Source organism: Nocardia sp. MH4 (assembly GCF_019266065.1).
Classification (GTDB): Bacteria; Actinomycetota; Actinomycetes; order Mycobacteriales; family Mycobacteriaceae; genus Nocardia; species Nocardia canadensis.
In genome coordinates, this window is record NZ_LPNR01000040.1 from 1 (window position 1) to 20,777 (window position 20,777).

The following is a 20,777-nucleotide window of genomic DNA, read 5'->3' on the forward strand; positions in this document are numbered from 1 at the left end:
CGGACGCACCGGACGCCGGACCCGCGCCGGGCACCGATGCCGCAGCGGGCGCCCCGGCGGCCAGACCGGGCTCCTCCGCCGACTCGACCGCTACCACCAGCTCCGCGGCAGACCACGGCGCCGCGGCGACAGCAGGCTCCGCGGCAGCGAGCGGCCCCACGCGCGCCGATGCCACGGCAGCAGACGCTCCCACGGGCGCGGGTGCGGCGGTGGATGCCGCGACTACCCCTGCCGGGGGCACCGACGCGACCAGCTCCACGGCAACAGATCGCGGCACCGCGACCGAGCCAGGCTCCGCAGCAGCGAGCCGTATGCCAGGCACCCCCGCAGGCGGCACGCCAGGCACCCCCACAGGCAACGCGGCGAACTCCTCCGCAAGCGGTGTGGCGGCGGGCGCTGCGGCAGCCGCCGGCTCGGCCGCAACCCAGTCGGCTCGCCCGGCCACCGGCACACCGGTGGAAGACGCCGCGGCGGCAGCCGGTGGCGGCTCCCAGGCCGTGGGCGCTGCCGGCGGCACGGGTGCGAGCCCTGCGGGTTCGCGGGACTCCGGTGCCGCGCAGCCGGGCTCCGGTGATGCCGACGCGCCCACCGTGTCCGGAGTCGTTGCCGACAAGGATGTTTCGCGGTCGGGCGGGGCCGACGCGACCGAGAAGTTCCAGACCGGAGCGGGTTCCGGCGGCCAGGGCACGTCAGCGGGCCGTCCCGGCGGGGAGGCACGCGGCGCGGGTGATCGGCCGGGCGCGGCGGCCGCCGCTGGAGCGGCTTCGTTGCGGAAGGGCGGGGGTGAGGTGCCCGCGTCGGAGGATCAGACCATCGCGATGCGGGTGGTGAATCCGGCGGACGCGCCGACCACCGCGATGCCGGTGCAGCGGCCGCAGAACACGGATCGGGTGGTGCCGTCCGCGGGTGGCAGGCCGATGACGCCGCCGCCGAATACGCCACGGGGTCCCGCGGGGCCTCGGCAGGCGGGGCATCAGGGGCCCGCCGGGCCGCATGGGCCGGGGATCGAGGAGACGCAGCCGTCGCCGCCGCGTGGACCGAGCGCGCCGCCCAAGCAGGCGTCGGCACCGTCGCCCGCCGACATCCAGCCGACCCGGCCCGCGCAGCAGCTGGCCGAGGGCAAGCGCCAGGACGCGCCGCGACCGGTCGCGCCCCCGCAGCGGATCGAGGCGCCGCAGGAACCGGCGGCCGACAAGCCCGCGCGTTCGAAGCGCTGGCTGCTGGCCGTCGCCGGCGCGGCGGTGCTGGTCATCGCCCTGATCGCGACCGTGGTGGCGCTGATGACCGGCGGGGACAACTCGCCGGAGGGCCAGGTCCGCACCGCGATCGGCGACTACGCCGACGCGCTGCGCAGCGGTGACCTGGACAACCTGCGGTCGAGCACGTGCGGCCAGCTGCACGACTTCTATCAGGGCATCACCGCCGACCAGTTCAAGGGCGTGCATCAGCTCTCGACCGAGCGCGGTTCCATCCCCGTCGTCGCGAGCGTGGATGCGGTGCGCATCACAGGCGACACCGCGCTGGCCGAGGCGACCGTCTACACATCGGCGGATCCGTCCAAGCGGACCGCGCGGACCTTCGACCTGCAGCGCACCGACGGAAACTGGAAGGTCTGCGACCCCGCGGGCACCCCGTAGCGGCGTGTCGACCCGTCGTAGCGGCAGTTGATGACCGCTATGACGGGTCACACATAACTGGTCATCCGGTTGGGTACTCGAGTAACATTTTCCGGATCATGAGCAGGGAACAGACAGTGTCGCAGCCGGGCACCGAAGCTGTGGTCCCGGATGCGTCGCTGGTCGGCCAGCGCTTCGGTTTCCGCGATCACTACGAAGTCGGCCGCGAGAAGATCCGGGAATTCGCCAGGGCCGTGCAGAACACGCACCCCGCCCACCACCAGGAAGTCGACGCGCGCAAGCTCGGGTACGACGGCGTCATCGCGCCGCCGACCTTCGCGTCGGTGATCGGGATGAGCGCCACCAGGGCGCTGCTCGACAGCGTGCTCACCGAGTACGACCTCTCCCAGGTGCTGCAAACCGACCAGGTCTTCGAGATCTACCGGCCCATGCTGGCCGGTGACCGGATCAGGACCGAGATCGAGATCGAGTCGATCCGCCAGTTCGGCGACAACGACTTCGTCAACGTCGGCTTCACGCTGGTCAACCAGGACGACGAGATCGCCGTGCAAGGCACCACCACCATCGTGGCCCGCCGCGGTGTCGAGGTGGACCCCAACATCGTCGAGGCCGTCGAGAACATCAGCATGCACGCGCGCCCGGCCGCGATCGCCGGGGTCGACACCGACGACATCCTGATCCGCCGCACCGGCCCCGCGCCGGTCGCCCCGGCACGCGAGTTCGCGCCGGTCAACACCGTCCCTGAGTTCGGCTCGGTGGCCAAGGGCGACGAGCTGCCCGCGGGCATCGCCAAGGTGACCCGCGGCGACCTGGCCAACTACGCCGGTGTCTCCGGCGACCCGAATCCGATCCACTTCAGCGATCGCGCCGCCGAACTGGCCGGCCTGCCGACGGTGGTGGCCCACGGCCTGCTCACCATGGGCCTGGCCGCCCAGTACCTGAGCGACTGGCTCGGCGACCCGACCGCGATCGCGAAGCTGGCCGTGCGCTTCTCCGGTTTCGTCCCGGTGCCGCCTGCCGCGGCGGGCGTCATCGAGTTCTCCGGCAAGGTCAAGTCGATCGACCCGCAGCGCCGCGGCGCCACCATCCTGTTGAGCGGAATCTCCGAGGGCCGCAAGCTCTTCGGCCGCGCCGTCGCCGAAGTTCGCCTCACCTGAGACGTCGTCGCCGGTGGCCGGGGCGAAACGCCTAGGCCACCGCGATGAACGTCAGAATCGTCGCCCCGATGCGGATGAGGTCGCCGTCGGCGAGCAGCGCGCCGCTGTCGATCGGCACCTCGTTGACGTAGACACCGTTGGCCGAGTGCAGATCCTTGATCAGCAGGCCGGCGCGGCTGGGCATGATGTGGGCGTGGTAGCGGCTGGCCTTCGGATCGTCGAGGACCAGCTCGTTGTCGGTCATCCGGCCGATCCGCAAGCCGCCGTGCGGAATCGGGATGGTGCGACCGTCGGCGAAGCGCAGGTTGCCGTTGCGGATCGAGCGCGGCACCTCGGTGACCGTCTCGGTCATCGCCGCCGCGAGCTGCTCGGAACGCTTGGCCTCCACCACATTCAGCGGTTCCTGCCGCAGCACCCGCTGTTCCAGCTCGATCAGCGCGGCACCGGGATCGATGCCGAGTTCCTCGGCCAGCACATTGCGCACCCGGCGGCACGCTTCCAGCGCGTCGGCCTGGCGGCCGGACAGGTAGAGCGCGGTGATCAGCTGACCCCACAGCGGCTCGCGCAGCGGGTGCTCGTTGGTCATCGAGACCAGCTCACCGATCACCGAAGACGCCCGCCCGCAGGCGATTTCGGCGTCGACGCGGGCGGAGACGGCCAGCAGCCGCTCCTCGTCCATCGCGGTGGCGAAGCCGTCGGCGAATTGTAGACCGGCCAGGTCGGCCAGCGCGCGCCCGGACCACTCCCGCAGCGCGGCGCCGAAGAGGTTGGCCGCGCCGGGGTGATCGCCTACCTCCAGGCAGCGGGTGCCCGCCTCGCGCGCGTTCTCGAACCGGCCGAGATCGCACGCGGTATCCGGGATCTCGAGCCGATAGCCCGCGCCCTCGGTGCGCAGGACCTGAGCCGAGTCGATACCCGCGTTGCGCAGGGCCTTGCGGATGTTCGAGACGAACACCTGCAGGCTGGCGGCGTAGGAGTCCGGCGGATCCTCGTTCCAGACCATCTCGGCCAGCACGGCAGAAGACACCGCGCGCCGTCGGTTGACGGTGAGCGCGGCTAGCAGAGCGCGCGGCTTGGGCCCGCCGACCGCCACCGGCTCGCCGCCGACCAGCAGTCGAACGGGCCCGAGCACACGGACATCAAGACTCATGAGCTCGGGCCCCGTTTGATTGTCGCGAAAGGCCGATCAGGAACCGCTGACGGAACGACCGGCCGACTTCAGGTCGTTGCACGCCTCGACGACGCGCGCGGCCATCGAGGTCTCGGCCTTCTTGAGGTAGCTGCGCGGGTCGTAGACCTTCTTGTTGCCGACCTCACCGTCGATCTTCAGCACACCGTCGTAGTTGGCGAACATGTGGCCGGCGACCGGACGGGTGAAGGCGTACTGGGTGTCGGTGTCGACGTTCATCTTCACGACGCCGTAGCGCAGCGAGTCCTCGATCTCGGACTTCAGCGAGCCCGAGCCACCGTGGAAGACGAAGTCGAACGGCTGCGAGCCCTCGGGCAGCGCCAGCTTGGCGGCCGCGACGCGCTGGCCTTCGGCCAGCACCTCGGGCTTGAGCACCACGTTGCCCGGCTTGTACACACCGTGCACGTTGCCGAAGGTGGCGGCCAGCAGGTACTTGCCGTTCTCACCGGCGCCGAGCGCGTCGATGGTCTTCTCGAAGTCCTCGGGCGAGGTGTAGAGCTTGTCGTTGATCTCGGCCTCGACGCCGTCTTCCTCGCCACCGACGACGCCGATCTCGACCTCGAGGATGATGTTGGCGGACTTCGAGAGCTTCAGCAGCTCCTTGGCGATCTCGAGGTTCTCGTCGATCGGGATGGCCGAGCCGTCCCACATGTGCGACTGGAACAGCGGGTTCTGGCCGTTGTTCACCCGCTCCTGCGAGATCGCGAGCAGCGGACGCACGTAGGTGTCCAGCTTGTCCTTGGGGCAGTGGTCGGTGTGCAGCGCGATCGTCACGTCGTACTTCGCGGCGACCACGTGCGCGAACTCGGCCAGCGCCACCGCGCCGGTGACCATGTCCTTCACGCCCAGACCGGAGCCGAACTCGGCGCCACCGGTCGAGAACTGGATGATGCCGTCGCTGCCCGCGTCCGCGAAGCCCTTGATGGCGGCGTTGATCGTCTCCGACGAAGTGCAGTTGATAGCCGGGAATGCGAACGAGTGCGCCTTGGCCCGGCCGAGCATCTCGGCGTAGACCTCCGGAGTCGCGATAGGCACAGCAGTGACCTCCGTGTGTGGGGAGCGAAAAACCAATTCTGTCAGGCGTCAGCCTACTGTGGGCCACTCATGTCACAGATTCGCCCGGTACTGTGGGGGCCGTGACTTTGCTGGCGGTATCCGATGCGGTGACGAACAACCTTGCGTTGACCCAGTTGCTGGACCCGATGTATCTGCTCCAGGAGACCTGGCTCAAGAACGCGGTCCTACCCGCCATCCTGGCCATCGTCTTCATCGAGACCGGCCTGCTGTTCCCGTTGCTGCCCGGTGACTCGCTGCTGTTCACCGGCGGCATGCTGGCCGCGCAGCCGAACCCGCCGGTCTCCATCTGGGTGCTGGTGCCCCTGGTGATCCTCGTCGCCTTCGCCGGCGACCAGTGCGCGTATTGGATCGGTCGCAAGATCGGCCCGGCCATCTTCAAGAAGGAAGACAGCCGCTTCTTCAAGAAGCAGTACGTCATCGAGACGCACGAGTTCTTCGAGAAGCACGGCCCCAAGACCATCATCCTGGCCAGGTTCGTGCCGATCGTGCGCACGTTCATGCCGGTGCTGGCCGGTGTGTCGAAGATGAGCTACCGCAAGTACGTGGCGTTCGACATCGTCGGCGCGGTGCTGTGGGGTGGCGGTGTCACGGTGCTCGGCTACTTCCTGGGCAACGTGCCGTTCATCCGGGACCACATCGAGGGCATCTTCCTGCTGATCGTGTTCGTCTCGATCCTGCCCGCGATCATCACCGTCGGTAAGAAGGTGCTCGACAAGCGTCGCGGTACCGCGCCCACCGAGGACGCGCCCGCCGCCGAGCTGGCCGCTTCGGCGAACGAGATCCGCTGAGCAAGTGACCGCAGTACCGTCGACCCTGGCACTGGGCAGCTTCGAGCCACTGATCTCGGCAGGCCCCGCCGTGGTCTGGACGGTTGTCCTCGTCTTCGTCTTCCTCGAATGCGCGTTCATCATCGGGCTGTTCCTGCCCGGTGACTCCATGCTGATCACCGCCGGCATCGTGATGGCCTCGCACGCCAACGGCGAAGCGCAGGTCTGGGCCCTGTCGGTGGGCACCATGGTGGCCGCCATCGCGGGTAATCAGGTGGGCTATGTCGTGGGCCAGCGCACCGGGCATCACCTGGTCGCGCGCAAGAACGGCCGCTATATCAACACCAGGAATCTGGCCAAGGTCACCGCGCTGCTGGAGAAACACGGGTTCCTCGCCGTGCTGGTGGCGCGCTGGATTCCGTGGGTGCGCACGCTGTGCCCGATGGTCGCGGGCGCGGCCAAGATGGATCACCGCCGCTACACCATCGCCAGCACCCTCGGCGCGATCATCTGGGCCCCGGTGCTGCTGCTGATCGGCTACTACGCGGGCGAGTTCCTCGAGCAGGTGCCGTGGCTGATGCCCGCGGTGATCGGCACGATGATCGTCGGCCTGATCATCGGCACGATCCTGGGCCTGCGCCACTACCGGCAGGAGATGGCCAAGCCGGCCGAGGACTTCGATATCGACCGGGCGCCCAGCGTCGTCGGCGAAGCCGAGCGCTGACAGCTCACAGCCCGGCCGCGGTGACCTGGTAGGCGGCTTCCATCAGCATCCAGCCGGACAGCTGCACCGACAGATCGCGTTCCGGCACGACCGAGGCTGTCACGGAGCCGCCCGCCGTGAACTTGCCCGCACCGGCCGTGCCGCCGGGTAAGCGGGCGGGTTTGCTCCAGTCGTGGCCGAACAGCGGCTCGCCCTCGACCTCGAGGCGATTGGCCCAGGCCGCGGTCGCCGACGCCTTCACGATGGCCGCCGCGGTCCGCCGATCGGTCTCCTGCTGCTTGCCGTCGCCGGGCAGCATCAGGGCGACGACCGCCAGATAGCGGGCGAGGATGCCGTTGAACAGGCCGCCGTCGCCGCCGCCGCCACCGGAGATCACCAGGCGAGTGGTCATGTGTTCCTCGACGGCGGCCAGCAGGCGGCCGACCCGCGCGAGGTGCCGCTCGTCGTCGTCGATACGCACGGCCAGCTCGGTCTCCAGGCCGAGCACGACGCCCTGGCAGTAGCTGAACACCGGGCGCTCGATCTCGCCGGACGGCAGGTGGATGCCGTCGAGAATCAGGCCGGACTCGGGGTCACGCAGCGTGGCGTCGATCCAGTCGGCCATTTGCTGCGCGCGCTCGACCCTGCCCAGGCGCAGCAGCGCGATGCCCGCCGGGCCGTTGGCGGGGGCATTGAAGAAGTCCGAGCGGACCCGCCACGGGATGCCGCCGCCGGTCTCCGGGTCCCAGGCGCCGTAGAGCTGCTGTTCGAGCGCGACGAGGGCACGGCGGGCGGTGGTCAGCTCCTGGGTGCGCTCGGCGCGTTCCAGCGCGATCGCGAGCCAGGCCATGTCGTCGTAGTAGCGGTTGGTCCAGCCGGTGATGTTGCGGAGCCGGATGGCGCGGGCGATCGCGCCGATCCGCCGCCGCCGCGCGGGCGTGGGGACCCGGTTGGCGGCGTCGACCGCGATGTCGAGCAGATGCGCCTGCCACCAGTAGTGCCAGCCGGCGAAGCCGCGTTCACGCCGGGTGGCAGGCCAGCCGACGACTCCCAATTCCGTTCCGGGACAACCCCACAGCATGCGCAGGTGCCGCGAGATGATCGCGGACTCGGCCATGTCGGCGCGCTCGGACCACAACGCCGATGTCGGCACGGATCCGGCGCGTTCTGTGGGCTGTGGGCGCCGGCCGCTGCGCGAGGTCATAGGACCATGGTGCCAGTTGCTGCCCGGTTTCCGCGCCCGTTCTGTTACCGATTCGAGGCTGATTCGATCACAACCGGGCCGATACACACATCAAGACGGTCAGGAACCGACCGCTACCAGGCCAGCGACAGGTCGGCGTGCTGCCTGATCCAGGCGTGCATGGCGATCCCGGCGGCGACGCCGGCGTTGATGCTGCGGGTCGAGCCGAATTGGGCGATCGAAACCGTCAGCGCGGCAGCGTCTTTCGCATCGTCGCTGACACCGGGGCCTTCCTGGCCGAACAGCAGCAGGCAGTCGCGGGGCAGTTGCGCGGTCTCCAGCGGGACCGCGCCGGGCACATTGTCGACCGCGACGACGGCCAGTCCCTCGGCGTCGGCGAAGGCGCGCAGCTCGGCCAGATCGCTGTGGTGCACCAGGTGCTGGTAGCGGTCGGTGACCATCGCGCCACGCCGGTTCCACCGCCGCCTGCCGACGATGTGCACCGCGGCCGCGGCGAAGGCGTTGGCGGTGCGGACCACGGTGCCGATGTTGGCGTCGTGCCCGAAGTTCTCGATGGCCACGTGGAAGGGAAAACGGCGCGCGTCGATGTCGGCGACGATCGCCTCGCGGGTCCAGTAGCGGTACGCGTCGACGACATTGCGCCGGTCACCCTCGGCCAGCAGTACCGGGTCGTAGCGTTCGTCGGTGGGCGCCGGGGTGCCGTATTCCTGTTCCCACGGCCCGAGTCCGTGCGGATGCTCGCCCCATTCGGTCGGACCCGCGACCTCGACCTCGGGCGATGGCACTGACTCGTTCACCCGGAGAATGCTAGGTGGGCCCGGGTTACGCCGACGATTCGGCTGCCCCCACGAGCAAGAACACCACCACGCTCGCCACACCGACGAGCAGCGACACCGCCAGCACCACGGTGCCGACGATCCCCATGATGTAGCCCGCGTAGGCCTGCGAGCGCCCGCCCGTCCGGCCCTGCGACGCGTCGATCTCACCGAGCACGGTGCGACCCTTGGCCCAGGCGAACGGCGCGAGGATGCCGCACAGCGCCAGTCCGAGGATGCCGAGGATCAGCACCGTGGTCGCCTGCGGATGATCCGGCGGCGGCCCGTAGCCGGGATATCCCTGGGGCGGGGGCGGAGTGCTCATGCGCGAATCGTAATCGCGGACGCCCCGAACCGGGTGGTGACGCGACCTATCCTGGAGGGCGTAGGGCTCACGGGTGGTTGTCGGTATGGAGCACACGCGCATTGTTCAGGCGCTGAGCTGCGTCGTCGCGATGTATGTCGTCGCGCTCGCGGTCTGGCTCGGCTGGCTCGCCCCGCATACGCCGCCGGGGACGATGCCCTACCAGGTCCTCATCATGGTCGGGTTGTTCGGTTCCGGCGCGGGCATCGCCATGGCGATCGCCTCCATGCCGACCAGGGCCGACCGCAAACTGCGCAGGCACGGGCTGGAGGGCTGGGCGCGTATCGACGGTATGCGCGCGCTGGCACGCACCGACCATTCCAGTGAACTCACCGAATTCGACGTCGAACTGACCGTGCCGGGGTCCGACACATATCACGGCACGATCGTGGTCGACGTGATGCCGGTGGACAGACCGCGCATGACGATCGGTCAGACCATTCCGATCCGCGTCGATCCGAGGAACCGCGACCGCATCATGCTCCTTCCGCCTTCCCGCGATTCCGGCCAGACGTAGGACGGTCGTCGGCTGAGCAGGCGGCTGCCGGTTCGGCGTGGGGTCGGGTCAGCCCGTGCCCGGCGAGTTACCCAACCGGTCAGCCGGGGGCCGCGTTTGCCGAGGGCAGGGCCACTATCGGGCGGCCGCGACGCAAGGTCCGCTGCCAGCGCTGGGGGTCGAAGATCGCCGGTTCGGTGCTGTCGATGAAGGCCCGGATCAGTTTCACGAAACGGTCCGGGTCGAAATGGTGCGGGAAATGTCCGGCGCCGTCGAAGATCTCGAGCATCGAGCCGGGAAACGCGCGGTGCGCGCGTTCGGCGTGGCCGGAGGGGATGACGGTGTCGCGGGTGCCGCCGATGATGAGCGTCGGCAGGTGCGCGGCCAGGTAGCCCCGGTCGAGCATGGTGATGGACTGACCGCGCCGATCGGCGGCGGCCCGGATCGTGCGCAGGAACGCGTTGCGCGCGGCGGTGTCGGACAGCTGGCCGTAGAGGCCGAGCACGTAGTCGACGTCCGGGCCGAGCCCCAGACCGCCCAGGCTGTTGACCACCGGGATCGCCGCGCGCACGACGGTGCGCACCGGCCAGCTGGTCACGGCCATCAGCCCGGGACCAGCGCCGGGCAGGGTGGCCAGCCTGAACGCCGGATGCACCCCCGCGCCCATCCCCGCCGGGCAGACCAGCGCGAGCCGCTCCACTTTCTCCGGGAACTGGTAGGCGAACTGCATCGCGACCCCACCACCGAGCGAGTGCCCGACCACGGTGACCCGCTCGATGCCGAGCACGCTGAGCAGGTCACGCATGCCGTTCGCGTAGGCGGCGACGGCGTAGTCGGCGCGGGGCTTGTCCGATTCGCCGTGGCCGAGCAGGTCGGGCGCGAGCACGGTGAAGTGCTCGGCGAGCGCGTCGAACACCGGCGCCCAGGTCCCCGAACTGTCGGAGATGCCGTGAATGAGCAACAGCGGCGGCCCCGACCCCGCCATCCGGAACGCGCGGCGATAGCCGTGCACCTCGATGAACTGCACTTCCCCGGTCATCTTCGAAGCGTGCGCGGCGGGTGTTGCCGCCGGAGGACACCCAGGTAAGCGCTGTGTGACAGGGAGTATCAGGCACCGCGGCGGGGCGTGCCCACCGCGGGATCGGTCAGCAGATACTGCGCGGCGGCGTAGGTCGCCAGGATGACGCCCTCGCTGATCCGGCGGGTCCGCTCCTCGCGCGCGAACAGGCGACGCAGCACGATCAGCCCGTCCGACACCGTGAACAGCAGCGCGCCGAGACCGAGCCGACTGCGCGGGTCGCCGTTCGGGATGTTCAATCCGGCGATATTCCGGGCGCCCGGCGCGAGCGCGGGGTCCGAGGCCAGGGTCGCGGCGGTGCCGAGAGTGGCGCCGTAGGCGGTCAACGGCACCGCCAGCACCGGGGCCTTGGCCCGCAGCAGACCGGCCGCGCCCGCCCACGCCACCAGCCGGGGCGCGACGATCGCGGCCCGCGGCCGGGCACCGCGCCGCCACCACAGCAGCGAGTAGCCGGTCTGCATGACGGCGAACGAGGAGGCGCCCGCGATCAGGCGCTTGTCGTCGTCGGGGTCGATCAGCAGCACGTCACCGACGGTGGCCGCGGCCAGCGAGCCGAGCAGGATCCGGCGTTCGGCCGGGTCGAGCTCGACACCGCTGGTGACGGTGTCGGCCGCCAGCAGCGGCATCAGCAGCGGCTTGGTCAGCCATTGCAGCCGTTCGCGACCGGTGACGGCACCGAAGACGGTGACCGCCGCCGCCGCGAGGTATCCGGCGCGCAGCGGTCGCACGTCAGAAGCTCGTTTCTTTCGGGGCGGGCGGCAGGGTGACGACCTGGCCCGCGTAGCTCAGCCCGGCGCCGAAGCCGAGCAACAGCGCCAGCTGACCCCCCTTCGCCTTACCGGTGACCAGCATCTCCTCCATCGCCAGCGGGATCGAGGCGGCCGAGGTGTTGCCGGTGTTCTCGATGTCGTTGGCCATCGGGATGCCCTCGGCCAGGCCGAGGTTCTTCTTCATCAGCTCGTTGATCCGGGCGTTGGCCTGGTGCGGGATGAACACCTCGATGTCCTCCTTGGCCACGCCGGAGGCGTCCAGCGCCGCCGACAGCGCGCGCGGCAGAGTCACCGCGGCCCAGCGGAAGACCTTCGGGCCCTCCATGTGCAGCGACATCCGGCCGATCGGCTCGACCTCGGGGTCGGTGCCCTGCATGGCCTGGGCCTTGTTCATGTACGCGAGGAAGTCGACGTCCTGGGCGATGGCCTCGGCGTTCTCGCCGTCGCTGCCCCACACCGTCGGCGAGATGCCGTTCTCCTCGGCCGGGCCGACGACGACGGCGCCCGCGCCGTCACCGAAGATCATCGCGGTGCCGCGGTCGGTCGGGTCGAGGCCGACGGTCATCGTCTCGGCGCCGATCACCAGCACGTAGTCGGCCGAACCGGCGCGGATCAGGTCGGCGGCGACGCCGAGGCCGTAGCCGAAGCCACCGCAGCCGGAGGTGAGGTCGAAGGCAGCCACACCGTTGAGGCCGAGATCGGAGGCCACCGACGGCGCGCCGTGCGGGGTGAGCTTGAGCCAGCTCGACGTGCACAGGATGACCGCGCCGATCTGGGCGCGCTCGATCGGGGAGTTCTTCAGCGCGCGGTCACCGGCGGCCGCGGCGATCGACCGGATGGTCTCGTCGCCGCTGATCCAGCGACGGTTGTGGATACCGGTGCGCTCGAAAATCCACTCGGGCGTCGAGTCGAGCTTTTCGCACACTTCAGCATTGCTGACGATGCGCTGCGGTCGGTACGCACCGATCCCGAGCATCGCAACGTTGTCGCGACTCTTGTTAACTGCAATGCTCACCACAGGTGACTCACACGTCCTTCAGACTTACCGGACGACCACATCGTCATCCAGGTTTGGCGTTGTTCAGGCTAACCCAGAGCAAGGTCATCGAGCCCGAGGATGGACCGATACTCCAGCCCCTCCGCGGCAATGACCTGGTCAGCACCGGTTTCCCGGTCGACGACAGTAGCGACGCCGACCACGATCGCGCCCGCGTCGCGCAGCGCGCGAACCGCGGTCAGCGGGGAGTTGCCCGTGGTGGTGGTGTCCTCGACGACCAGCACCCGCTTGCCCACGATGTCGGGGCCCTCGATCTGGCGCTGCATACCGTGCGCCTTGGCCGCCTTGCGGACGACGAACGCGTCGATCGGGCGACCCGGCGCGTGCATGACCGCCATCGCGACCGGATCGGCGCCCATGGTGAGTCCACCGACGGCGTCGAAGTCCCAGTCGGCGACCAGTTCGCGCAGCAGCGAACCGATCAGCGGGGCGGCCTGGTGGTGCAGCGTCGCGCGGCGCAGGTCGACGTAGTAGTCGGCCTCCTTGCCCGAGGACAGCGTCACCTTGCCGTGCACGACCGCGAGCTCGCGCACGAGCGCGGCCAGCTGGTCGCGATCCGCCTCGGTGAGCGCCTGACGTGCCTGGTCGATCATCGTTTGCGTGTCCTTTCGGTCATGAGCCGGGCCGGTGCTAACGCTACGCGCCGCGTTTCGGCCCAGCGCTCATGGCCTAGGTCCGTCCGCGCGCGTTGAAGAGTCCGCGATTGAGGCGCGTCACCAGGGTTCGTGGGACGAAACCCGCCACCGCGGTGAGCACCTTGTACTGCACGCCGGGCACGCTGATGACCTTGCCGGAGTCCAGATCCTGCAGGCACCCGTCGACGACCTGGTCGACGTCGAGCCACAGGCGCTTCGGCAGCGAACCCATCTCGATGCCCGCGCGCTCGTGGAACTCGGTGTGCACGAACCCGGGGCACAGCGCCTGGACGCGGACACCCGTGCCCGACAATCCACCCGCCAGCCCCTCCGAGAAGGATACGACGTAGGCCTTGGAGGCCGAGTAGGTCGACCCCCGACCGGGGATCAGCCCGGCCACGCTCGCGACATTGACGATCGACCCGGAGGCCGCGGCGATCATCGCGGGCAGCGCGGCCCTGCACAGCTGCAATACCGAGGTGACGTTGACGTCGAGCTGGGCCTGCAACTCGGCGGGCTCGATGGTCCAGAACTCCCCCGAGTGCGCGAAACCCGCGTTGTTGACCAGGAATTCGAGACCCTGGGCGGCGCGGTCGGCGACCCGGGCGCGGTCCTCGTCGTCGGCGAGGTCGGCGACGAGCACCTCGGCGGAGGTGGCGTAGCGGCGGCCGAGCTCGTCGGCGAGCGCGCGCAGCCGCTCCTCGTTCCTGGCGACGAGCACCAGGTCGTAGCCGAGGCTGGCGAGACGGTGGGCGAAACCCTGGCCGATCCCGGACGTCGGTCCGGTGATCATGGCCACGGGACGGTGCACGCCGGGTAGGCGCACTGGGCTGTCAGTCATCGCAGGTCGATTCCGGTCGAGACGAGTAGGCTGCCGCGGCGCCGATCGCCGCGGCACTGGTCACTTCGGTACCGGCCCCTGGTACGGGCGGAAACCGGGGTGGAAGGGGCCGCCGGGCTGTCCGGATTCGGACTCCTCGGCGTGCGGCAGCGGCGGTTCTACGCGCGGACGCGGTTCGGGGACCACGGCCAGCGACGGCCGCTTCGGAGGCTCGCCGAGCGGGCGGCGGCCCGGCGCCGGCTGATCCTCGAATTCGGGATCGTCGAGGTCGGGGTCGTAATCGTCGGCGGTGTAGGCGGGCCTGCCCGCCGGGCGACGGCTGTACTCGGCGTAGTCGTCGGGCTCGCCGGCCGCCTGCGGGGCGGCGCCGCGGGAGCCGAAGCCCGGCTCGTCGCGGTAGCGGTCGTCGGCGTCGAGTTCGTCGTCCGGGCCGGGGAACCGGGTGCGGCCGTGGTCGGAGTAGTCCTCGGTGACCGGGCGGGCGGGCGCGAATTCGCCGGACGCGCGGTCGTCGTCGACGTCGTCCTCGTCGTAGACCGGCCGCGGGCCCGTGCCCAGCGGCTGGTCGGCATTGCTGCGCGGCCGGGTGAACTCGCTCGGCTCGGCGACCGGCGGCAGCACGTGCAGCAGGCCGGACAGGCGCAGCACCGCGTCGATCGCGGTCTCCCAGTCCTTGGCGCCGCTGCCGACGGGCAGCATGCCGAGGGTCCAGTTGCCCTCGCTCCACAGCATCTGCACGGTGTCGGTCAGCGACTCGATGAAGCCGACCATCCGCTGATCGACCGCGTGCCTGGCGATCTCGGGATCGGTCGCGAAGACGACCCGGTCACCGATCGCGCCGAGCAGTTCCAAATCGTGGTCCTTCGGCGGCGACGCGGTCTTGAGCCGCATGTCGACGTCGATCTCGGAACCGATCTGCCTGCGCACCGCCACCAGGGTGGCCGCGTCCTCCAGATCGAAGAGCACGAACTTCTCGCCCTTGCGGATGCCGGAGACCACGTCGACCGCCGAGAGATAGCCGAGCTTGGCCAGTGCGCCCCGACGCCACGTCGAGGCGAGCGCGGGCTCGACCGAAACATAGGTATAGCCCTGGGACTTCGCCCAGACCTGGCGGGCGTGCCCGGTCCGCTGTCGCTGGACCCGATCGAAATACAGCAGTACGACCGCACCCACGAGTGCGATCGCCGCTAACCCGAACCACATAGCCGTCATCGTCGCCTAGCCTATCCAGCCGTCGCCGTGATCGCCCGGCAGTGCCGGGCTTTCGACGCGCGGGTCGCTCATCGGGGGCCGCCTGGCAACGCCGTACTGATGATGATCTTGGCGTGGATCGACCCGTCTGGGTTCTTGTCGCCCTGCACCATAACCATGTCGCCGACGGGCAGCTCGCTCGCCTTCGTGCTGGTCAGCGAGATCACCTGGGTGGCATCGTCGATCAGCACCCGAACTGTCGACCCGCCGAGGGTGCTCATGGTGATCTCGGTGCCGGTGTTGGCGGTGATGCTGCCCATCGTGGCACCGAGATCGTCGCCACCGCCGAGACCGGGCAGCCCGGGCAGGCCACTCGCGCTGGGCGGCACGACCGGAGTGGTCTGCCTGCTGGTCGGCGGCGCCACCTGGCTGGTGGTCAGCCCCGACGCGGTGGTGTCGTCATCGGAGGAGTTGCCGCTGAGCACCAGGCCGGCGAGCACACCGCCGACCGCGATCAGCGCGAGCACGCCCAGGCCGAGCGCGATCCACAAACCGGTGTGCCGCTTCGGCGGTTCGCCCTGGTCACCGTCCTGCGGCCGGGGCGGGTAGCCCGGAGGCGGCGGGGCCGGATAGCCCTGGTCGTAGCCGGGGGGCGGCTGGTGTGGTGGCGGTTGCGCTGCGGGATAACCGCTTTCGTAGGCGCCCCACTGCGCGTCGTGCGGAGGCAAGGCCTGCGTCGGGTTCGACGGCTGCCCCCACTCGTCGAATCCACCGCCTCCGTACGGCTTGGTCGAATCCATGCCCGGCGAACCCAACCGTTCGGTCGGCGAATCCTCCGGGCGTTGCCCCCACGGATCGTTCGGGTTCGTCATGAGCTCCAGCGTAGGTCAGCGCGGTGCGTTGGGAGGTCCCTACGCACCGCGCTGTGGATATTTCACGAGCTGTGGACAGCCTCGCGACCGACGACCAGCGTGTCGGTGGCGTCGTCTACGCTCACCCGCACCGTGTCGCCGTCGACGACCGCGCCGGAGAGCAGCTCCTTGGCCAGGCTGTCGCCGATGGCCTGCTGGATCAGCCTGCGCAGCGGCCGCGCACCGTAGGCCGGGTCGTAGCCGCGCACCGCCAGCCACTGCTTGGCCTCGTCGGTGACATCGAGGGTCAGCCGCCGCTGCGAGAGCCGCTTCTGCAGCTGCCGCAGGTTGATGTCGACGATCGACTCCAACTGCTTGGCGTCGAGCGCGTGGAACATCACGACGTCGTCGAGCCGGTTGAGGAACTCCGGCTTGAACGCGCGCCGCACCGCCTCCATCACGTGCTCCCGATCGCCGCCCGCACCCAGGTTGGAGGTGAGGATGAGGATCGTGTTGCGGAAGTCGACCGTGCGGCCCTGGCTGTCGGTCAGCCTGCCCTCGTCGAGAACCTGCAGCAGGATGTCGAAGACGTCCGGGTGCGCCTTCTCGATCTCGTCGAACAGCACCACCGAGTACGGCCGCCTGCGCACCGCCTCGGTGAGCTGGCCACCCTGGTCGTAGCCGACGTATCCGGGCGGCGCGCCGACCAGACGAGCCACCGAGTGCTTCTCGCTGTACTCGCTCATGTCGATGCGGACCATGGCGCGTTCGTCGGCGAACAGGAAGTCCGCCAGCGACTTCGCCAGCTCGGTCTTGCCCACGCCGGTCGGACCGACGAACAGGAACGACCCGGTCGGGCGGTTGGGATCGGCGACCCCGGCCCGCGCCCGGCGCACCGCGTCGGACACCGCCTGCACCGCTTCTTCCTGCCCGACGACGCGCCCGGCGACCTCGGTCTCCATCCGCAGCAGCTTGGCGGTCTCGCCCTCGAGCATCCGGCCGACCGGCACACCCGTCCACGACGACACCACGTCGGCGATGTCGTCGGGGGTGACCTCCTCGTTGAGCATCACGTCGCCGTCCGGCGCCGCGCCGCTGACCTGCTCGGCCGCGGCGAGCTCCTTCTCCAGCGCGGGGATCCGGCCGTAGCGCAGCTCGGCGGCCTTGCCCAGGTCACCGTCGCGCTCGGCGCGCTCGGACTCCCCGCGCAGCGCCTCGAGCTGCTCCTTGAGCCCGCGCACCGAGTCGATCGCGTTCTTCTCGTTCTGCCACCGGGTGGTGAGCTGGCTGAGCTTCTCGCGGTCGTCGGCCAGTTCCTGCCGCAGCTTCTCGAGCCGCTGCTTGGAGCCCTCGTCGGTCTCCTTCTCCAGCGCGACCTCCTCGATCTCGAGGCGGCGCACGGCCCGCTCCACCTCGTCGATCTCGACCGGCCGGGAGTCGATCTCCATGCGCAGTCGCGAGGCCGACTCGTCGATCAGGTCGATCGCCTTGTCGGGCAGGAACCGGGAGGTGATGTAGCGGTCCGACAGGGTCGCGGCAGCCACCAGCGCGGAATCGGTGATCCGCACGCCGTGATGCACCTCGTAGCGCTCCTTGATGCCGCGCAGGATGCCGATGGTGTCGGCCACCGACGGCTCACCGACCATGACCTGCTGGAACCGGCGCTCGAGTGCCGCGTCCTTCTCGATGTACTTGCGGTACTCGTCGAGTGTGGTCGCGCCGACCAGGCGCAGTTCACCGCGCGCGAGCAGCGGCTTGATCATGTTGCCCGCGTCCATCGCCGAGTCGCCGGTGCCGCCGGCGCCGACGATGGTGTGCAGCTCGTCGATGAAGGTGATGATCTCGCCCGCGCTGTTCTTGATGTCGTCGAGCACGGCCTTGAGCCGCTCCTCGAACTCACCGCGATACTTCGCGCCCGCGACCATCGCGCCCAGGTCGAGCGAGACGACCTTCTTGTTGCGCAACGACTCCGGGACGTCGCCCTCGATGATCCGGCGCGCCAGACCCTCCACGATGGCGGTCTTGCCGACGCCGGGCTCGCCGATGAGCACCGGGTTGTTCTTGGTGCGCCGCGAGAGCACCTGCACGACGCGGCGGATCTCGGTGTCGCGACCGATCACCGGGTCGAGCTTGCCCGCGCGGGCGGCCTCGGTGAGGTCGGTGGAGTACTTCTCCAGGGCCTGGTAGCTGGCTTCCGGGTCGGGATTGGTGACCCGCGCGCTGCCGCGCACCGTGGTGAAGGCATCCCGCAGCGCCTCGGGGCTCGCGCCGTGCCTGCGCAGCAGCTTGGCCACCTCGGAGTCGCCGTCGGCCAGGCCGACCAGCAGATTCTCGGTCGAGACATACTCGTCGCCCAGCTCGGTGGCCAGACGCTGCGCGGCGGCCAGCGCCGCCAGTGCCTCGCGGCCGAGCTGCGGTGTGGTGGTCGCACCGGTCGCGCGCGGCAGCCGGTCGGCGATGTCGCCCGCTTCGCGCTCGACGGTCGCCGGGTCGACGCCGATGGCCTTCAGCAGCGGGGCGGCGATGCCATCGGTTTGATCCAGCAACGCCACCAGCAAGTGCGCCGGACGGATCTCCGGGTTGCCTGCCGCCGAAGCGGCCTGAAGGGCGGCGGTCAGCGCCGCCTGTGTCTTGGTGGTGGGATTGAACGAGTCCACAGATCTCCTCGGGTAGGTCAGGTATCGACTGGTTCAACGCTCACAAAGTTGAGTCTGTTCCACTCAACTCCAACTTTTTCCGGTGGGCACCGAATCGGTCTTCACGCTACGCCGCGACACCACCGAAGACGATCAATCACCGCACGTCGCAAGGCTGTCCGCCTAGGATTGCCGTGCCCGGACCACCCGAGGAAGAGGAGCCGACCGATGCGCGCGATCGTGGTTCAGAAGTTCGGTGCCACTCCCGAACTGGCCGAGATGCCGGTGCCGGAGCCCGGGCGCGGGGAGGTGCAGGTCGCGCTCGACGCCGCCGGGGTCAACCCGTTCGACCTGAAAATGGCCGACGGCATCCTCGAGGGCAAGATGCCCACCGACTTCCCGATGATCCTCGGCGTCGACGGCGCCGGCACGATCTCGGCGGTCGGCGCGGGCGTGCGCTCGTTCGCCGTCGGTGACCGGGTGGTCGGCAAGTTCCTCACCGCACCCGCCGGGCACGGCAGCTGGGCGCAGTACGCGACCCTGCCCGAGGACGCCACGCTGGTGCCGATCCCCGAGGGCGTCACCTCGGTCACCGCCGCCGCCCTCCCGGTCGCGGGCGTCACCGCCCAGGACCTGGTCGACACCGCCCGGATCCGCCCCGGGCAGACGGTGCTGATCGTCGGCGCGACCGGCGGTGTCGGCTCCTTCCTGGTCCAGCTCGCCAATATCGCCGGCGCCCACGTGATCGCCACCGCCCGCGGCGACGCCGCCGACCAGGTCGCCCGCCTGGGCGCCGCGGAAACCATCGACTACACCCAGATCCGCCCCGCCGATCCCACTGTGGTCGACCCCGACCCCGCCACCCAGCGCGACTCCAGCATCACCGGCGCCGTCCGCTTCACCCATCCCGACGGCATCGACGTCCTCTTCGACCTGGTCAGCAGCCCCGCCGATTTCGCCACCCACGCCACCCTCGTCCGCCGCGGCGGCCGCGCCTACTCCACCGTCTGGGCCGCCGACGAGCCCACCCTGCGCGAACACGACATCGCCGGCGGCAACTTCGAATCCAAAGGTCGCGGACCCGAACTGAGCCGCCTGCTCGCCCGCGTCGCCTCGGGCGACGTGGTCGTTCCCGTGGAAGCCACCGTCCCCCTCGAAGCCGCCCCGGCCGTCCTCGGCGCCGGCAGCGCTCGCGGAAAGACTGTCCTGGCCATCTGATTCCAGCCGACGAAGGCGATCCATCGATGTATCGGGCCGCAGATCATTCGGCTGTCGAGTGGCGCGGTCGGGGCACCGGCGGCGAGCACTGGCGAGGTCAGCGGGGGCGGTAGATGCCGGATCTGGCCCTGGTCGCGGTGGTGGTGAGGATCGTGGCAAGAGTCGAATGGAGGCGGGTGGGGGTGGTCGGTTTGGCGATGAAGGTGGTTTCGCCGTAGAAGACGTAGCGGCCGTCGTTGGTGAGGTCGTGGAGCTGGAAGTCGTCGCGGCCCTCGGTGTGGCGGTTGTCGACGCTGGCGTGGGCGTAGACGCCGATGTGGGTGAGGGTGTCGGTGGGTTTGGCGAGGAAGGTTTCGAGTTGTTCGCGCGGGGTGGGGTTCCACAGGTCGCGGACATGCGGGCGGGGAGCGGCGAGTTCGGCTGCGGTGACCTTGATTTCGCGGCCGGAGCCGGGACCGACCTTCGGGAGGGTGGACAGGACCGCGGCGGCGAGGTCGTCGGGGGCCATCAAGTACAGGGCGATGTCGCCCGGGTCCGAGTCTTCGCCGGGGGCCTGAACGGCCAAGGCGGCGTAGGTGTCCCGGGTTCCACCGTGTGCGCGGATCGTTCTCGTGCTGCCGGAACCGCCCGCCACTTCGACGCGCGCGTGCGGAGCCAACAGCGCGGCCATGGCGGCGTCGAGGTCGCTGTCGAATTCGGCCATCATGTTCTCGGCGGCCTTGCCGCGCAGCCGGCGGACCTCCGCCCGGGATTCGACACCGACGTGGCGGTGGTGCAGGGGGTACGGCAGCACGTCGCGTCCCGCCGCCTCCCAGAGGGTGCGGAAGTCTAGAGCGGTGAGATGCCAGGTGCGCACGGGGGATCTACTCTGTTCCATCAGGTTTCGCGATTCAGTCGGCGCCGATGACGGGCGGCACCAGCTTGGGCGGATTGTCCAGACCGGTGAGTTCGTCACCGTGTTCCTGGGTGACCAGGTAGTCGGGAATGCCCTTGGTGGATTCGTCGTCCTTGCCCGCGCCCCTGCCGCCGGGGACGCCCATGCCCGGCATGCCCGCCCGGCCCGCGGCCCCGCCGCCCGCGCCCGCCACCCG

Annotated in this window: 20 protein-coding genes and 1 pseudogene; 6 read left to right on the forward strand and 15 right to left on the reverse strand. The window is 69.9% G+C overall.

Annotation, left to right across the window (positions count from 1 at the left end):
* Positions 1 to 590 precede the first annotated feature (590 nt).
* Both ATM97_RS01920 and ATM97_RS01925 read left to right on the forward strand, forming a co-directional pair.
* A complete protein-coding gene (locus ATM97_RS01920) occupies positions 591 to 1,637 on the forward strand; it encodes a hypothetical protein (RefSeq protein ID WP_308248337.1) in 1,047 nt (348 codons plus the stop codon).
* A gap of 98 nt (positions 1,638 to 1,735) precedes the next feature.
* A complete protein-coding gene (locus tag ATM97_RS01925; protein ID WP_218716176.1) occupies positions 1,736 to 2,794 on the forward strand; it encodes a fused (3R)-hydroxyacyl-ACP dehydratase subunits HadA/HadB in 1,059 nt (352 codons plus the stop codon).
* A 31-nt stretch (positions 2,795 to 2,825) separates the two neighbouring features.
* Here ATM97_RS01925 and ATM97_RS01930 read toward each other — a convergent pair whose 3' ends face one another.
* Entirely contained in the window at positions 2,826 to 3,944 is a 1,119-nt protein-coding gene (locus ATM97_RS01930) for a BTAD domain-containing putative transcriptional regulator (RefSeq protein WP_218716177.1), read from the reverse strand.
* Between the two features lie 36 nt (positions 3,945 to 3,980).
* Positions 3,981 to 5,018, reverse strand: a complete 1,038-nt coding sequence (gene fbaA, locus ATM97_RS01935) for a class II fructose-bisphosphate aldolase (RefSeq protein ID WP_218716178.1) — start codon at positions 5,016 to 5,018, stop codon at positions 3,981 to 3,983.
* A 167-nt stretch (positions 5,019 to 5,185) separates the two neighbouring features.
* On the opposite strand from fbaA, the gene ATM97_RS01940 reads away from it, so the two are divergent.
* Positions 5,186 to 5,848 carry a DedA family protein gene (locus ATM97_RS01940; RefSeq protein ID WP_255586704.1) on the forward strand — a complete coding sequence of 221 codons (663 nt, stop codon included), beginning with the start codon at positions 5,186 to 5,188 and terminating at the stop codon, positions 5,846 to 5,848.
* Positions 5,849 to 5,852: 4 nt separating this feature from the next.
* Positions 5,853 to 6,551: a DedA family protein gene (locus ATM97_RS01945; protein ID WP_218716179.1), complete on the forward strand. Its 699-nt coding sequence runs from the start codon at positions 5,853 to 5,855 to the stop codon at positions 6,549 to 6,551.
* A 4-nt stretch (positions 6,552 to 6,555) separates the two neighbouring features.
* On the opposite strand, the gene ATM97_RS01950 is transcribed toward ATM97_RS01945, so the two are convergent.
* From ATM97_RS01950 to ATM97_RS01960, 3 genes are all read right to left on the reverse strand, one after another.
* Positions 6,556 to 7,647, reverse strand: a complete 1,092-nt coding sequence (locus tag ATM97_RS01950) for a glycoside hydrolase family 76 protein (protein ID WP_218716194.1) — start codon at positions 7,645 to 7,647, stop codon at positions 6,556 to 6,558.
* A 200-nt stretch (positions 7,648 to 7,847) separates the two neighbouring features.
* Positions 7,848 to 8,531 carry a TrmH family RNA methyltransferase gene (locus ATM97_RS01955; protein ID WP_218716180.1) on the reverse strand — a complete coding sequence of 228 codons (684 nt, stop codon included), beginning with the start codon at positions 8,529 to 8,531 and terminating at the stop codon, positions 7,848 to 7,850.
* A gap of 25 nt (positions 8,532 to 8,556) precedes the next feature.
* Positions 8,557 to 8,874 (reverse strand): DUF4190 domain-containing protein, encoded by a 318-nt coding sequence (locus ATM97_RS01960; RefSeq protein ID WP_218716181.1) that lies wholly within the window; start codon positions 8,872 to 8,874, stop codon positions 8,557 to 8,559.
* An 85-nt stretch (positions 8,875 to 8,959) separates the two neighbouring features.
* Between ATM97_RS01960 and ATM97_RS01965 the strand changes: the two genes are divergently transcribed.
* Positions 8,960 to 9,430 carry a hypothetical protein gene (locus ATM97_RS01965; protein WP_218716182.1) on the forward strand — a complete coding sequence of 157 codons (471 nt, stop codon included), beginning with the start codon at positions 8,960 to 8,962 and terminating at the stop codon, positions 9,428 to 9,430.
* Positions 9,431 to 9,509: 79 nt separating this feature from the next.
* On the opposite strand, the gene ATM97_RS01970 is transcribed toward ATM97_RS01965, so the two are convergent.
* From ATM97_RS01970 to clpB, 8 genes are all read right to left on the reverse strand, one after another.
* The gene (locus ATM97_RS01970; protein WP_218716183.1) at positions 9,510 to 10,448 is read right to left on the reverse strand and encodes an alpha/beta fold hydrolase; all 939 of its coding nucleotides are present in this window, start codon (positions 10,446 to 10,448) and stop codon (positions 9,510 to 9,512) included.
* Positions 10,449 to 10,516: 68 nt separating this feature from the next.
* Entirely contained in the window at positions 10,517 to 11,215 is a 699-nt protein-coding gene (locus tag ATM97_RS01975) for a lysoplasmalogenase (protein WP_218716184.1), read from the reverse strand.
* Position 11,216: 1 nt separating this feature from the next.
* The gene (locus ATM97_RS01980; protein ID WP_218716185.1) at positions 11,217 to 12,275 is read right to left on the reverse strand and encodes a beta-ketoacyl-ACP synthase 3; all 1,059 of its coding nucleotides are present in this window, start codon (positions 12,273 to 12,275) and stop codon (positions 11,217 to 11,219) included.
* Between the two features lie 68 nt (positions 12,276 to 12,343).
* Positions 12,344 to 12,907, reverse strand: coding sequence for an orotate phosphoribosyltransferase (gene pyrE / locus ATM97_RS01985; protein WP_019049751.1), 564 nt, complete (start codon positions 12,905 to 12,907; stop codon positions 12,344 to 12,346).
* A gap of 76 nt (positions 12,908 to 12,983) precedes the next feature.
* A complete protein-coding gene (locus ATM97_RS01990) occupies positions 12,984 to 13,790 on the reverse strand; it encodes an SDR family oxidoreductase (protein WP_218716186.1) in 807 nt (268 codons plus the stop codon).
* A 60-nt stretch (positions 13,791 to 13,850) separates the two neighbouring features.
* Positions 13,851 to 14,963 carry a hypothetical protein gene (locus ATM97_RS01995; protein WP_308248338.1) on the reverse strand — a complete coding sequence of 371 codons (1,113 nt, stop codon included), beginning with the start codon at positions 14,961 to 14,963 and terminating at the stop codon, positions 13,851 to 13,853.
* 107 nt (positions 14,964 to 15,070) lie between these two features.
* Positions 15,071 to 15,853, reverse strand: a complete 783-nt coding sequence (locus ATM97_RS34755; protein ID WP_218716188.1) for a DUF5666 domain-containing protein — start codon at positions 15,851 to 15,853, stop codon at positions 15,071 to 15,073.
* A 62-nt stretch (positions 15,854 to 15,915) separates the two neighbouring features.
* Positions 15,916 to 18,489 (reverse strand): ATP-dependent chaperone ClpB, encoded by a 2,574-nt coding sequence (gene clpB, locus ATM97_RS02005; protein WP_218716189.1) that lies wholly within the window; start codon positions 18,487 to 18,489, stop codon positions 15,916 to 15,918.
* 207 nt (positions 18,490 to 18,696) lie between these two features.
* Here clpB and ATM97_RS02010 point away from each other — a divergent pair, with 207 nt between their 5' ends.
* Positions 18,697 to 19,686 carry an NADP-dependent oxidoreductase gene (locus ATM97_RS02010; RefSeq protein WP_218716190.1) on the forward strand — a complete coding sequence of 330 codons (990 nt, stop codon included), beginning with the start codon at positions 18,697 to 18,699 and terminating at the stop codon, positions 19,684 to 19,686.
* Positions 19,687 to 19,783: 97 nt separating this feature from the next.
* On the opposite strand, the gene ATM97_RS02015 is transcribed toward ATM97_RS02010, so the two are convergent.
* Positions 19,784 to 20,542 carry an ESX secretion-associated protein EspG gene (locus ATM97_RS02015; RefSeq protein ID WP_218716191.1) on the reverse strand — a complete coding sequence of 253 codons (759 nt, stop codon included), beginning with the start codon at positions 20,540 to 20,542 and terminating at the stop codon, positions 19,784 to 19,786.
* 34 nt (positions 20,543 to 20,576) lie between these two features.
* Positions 20,577 to 20,777: pseudogene (locus ATM97_RS02020) on the reverse strand (hypothetical protein); the annotation flags it as partial.

Bases quoted from the DNA above. Each gene is read 5' to 3' on its own strand.
- ATM97_RS01925 (WP_218716176.1), top strand. From the start codon at position 1,736: ATGAGCAGGGAACAGACAGTGTCGCAGCCGGGCACCGAAGCTGTGGTC.
- ATM97_RS01930 (WP_218716177.1), bottom strand. From the start codon at position 3,944: ATGAGTCTTGATGTCCGTGTGCTCGGGCCCGTTCGACTGCTGGTCGGC.
- ATM97_RS01940 (WP_255586704.1), top strand. From the start codon at position 5,186: ATGTATCTGCTCCAGGAGACCTGGCTCAAGAACGCGGTCCTACCCGCC.
- ATM97_RS01950 (WP_218716194.1), bottom strand. From the start codon at position 7,647: ATGGCCGAGTCCGCGATCATCTCGCGGCACCTGCGCATGCTGTGGGGT.
- ATM97_RS01960 (WP_218716181.1), bottom strand. From the start codon at position 8,874: ATGAGCACTCCGCCCCCGCCCCAGGGATATCCCGGCTACGGGCCGCCG.
- ATM97_RS01965 (WP_218716182.1), top strand. From the start codon at position 8,960: ATGGAGCACACGCGCATTGTTCAGGCGCTGAGCTGCGTCGTCGCGATG.
- ATM97_RS01970 (WP_218716183.1), bottom strand. From the start codon at position 10,448: ATGACCGGGGAAGTGCAGTTCATCGAGGTGCACGGCTATCGCCGCGCG.
- pyrE (WP_019049751.1), bottom strand. From the start codon at position 12,907: ATGATCGACCAGGCACGTCAGGCGCTCACCGAGGCGGATCGCGACCAG.
- ATM97_RS01990 (WP_218716186.1), bottom strand. From the start codon at position 13,790: ATGACTGACAGCCCAGTGCGCCTACCCGGCGTGCACCGTCCCGTGGCC.
- ATM97_RS34755 (WP_218716188.1), bottom strand. From the start codon at position 15,853: ATGACGAACCCGAACGATCCGTGGGGGCAACGCCCGGAGGATTCGCCG.
- ATM97_RS02010 (WP_218716190.1), top strand. From the start codon at position 18,697: ATGCGCGCGATCGTGGTTCAGAAGTTCGGTGCCACTCCCGAACTGGCC.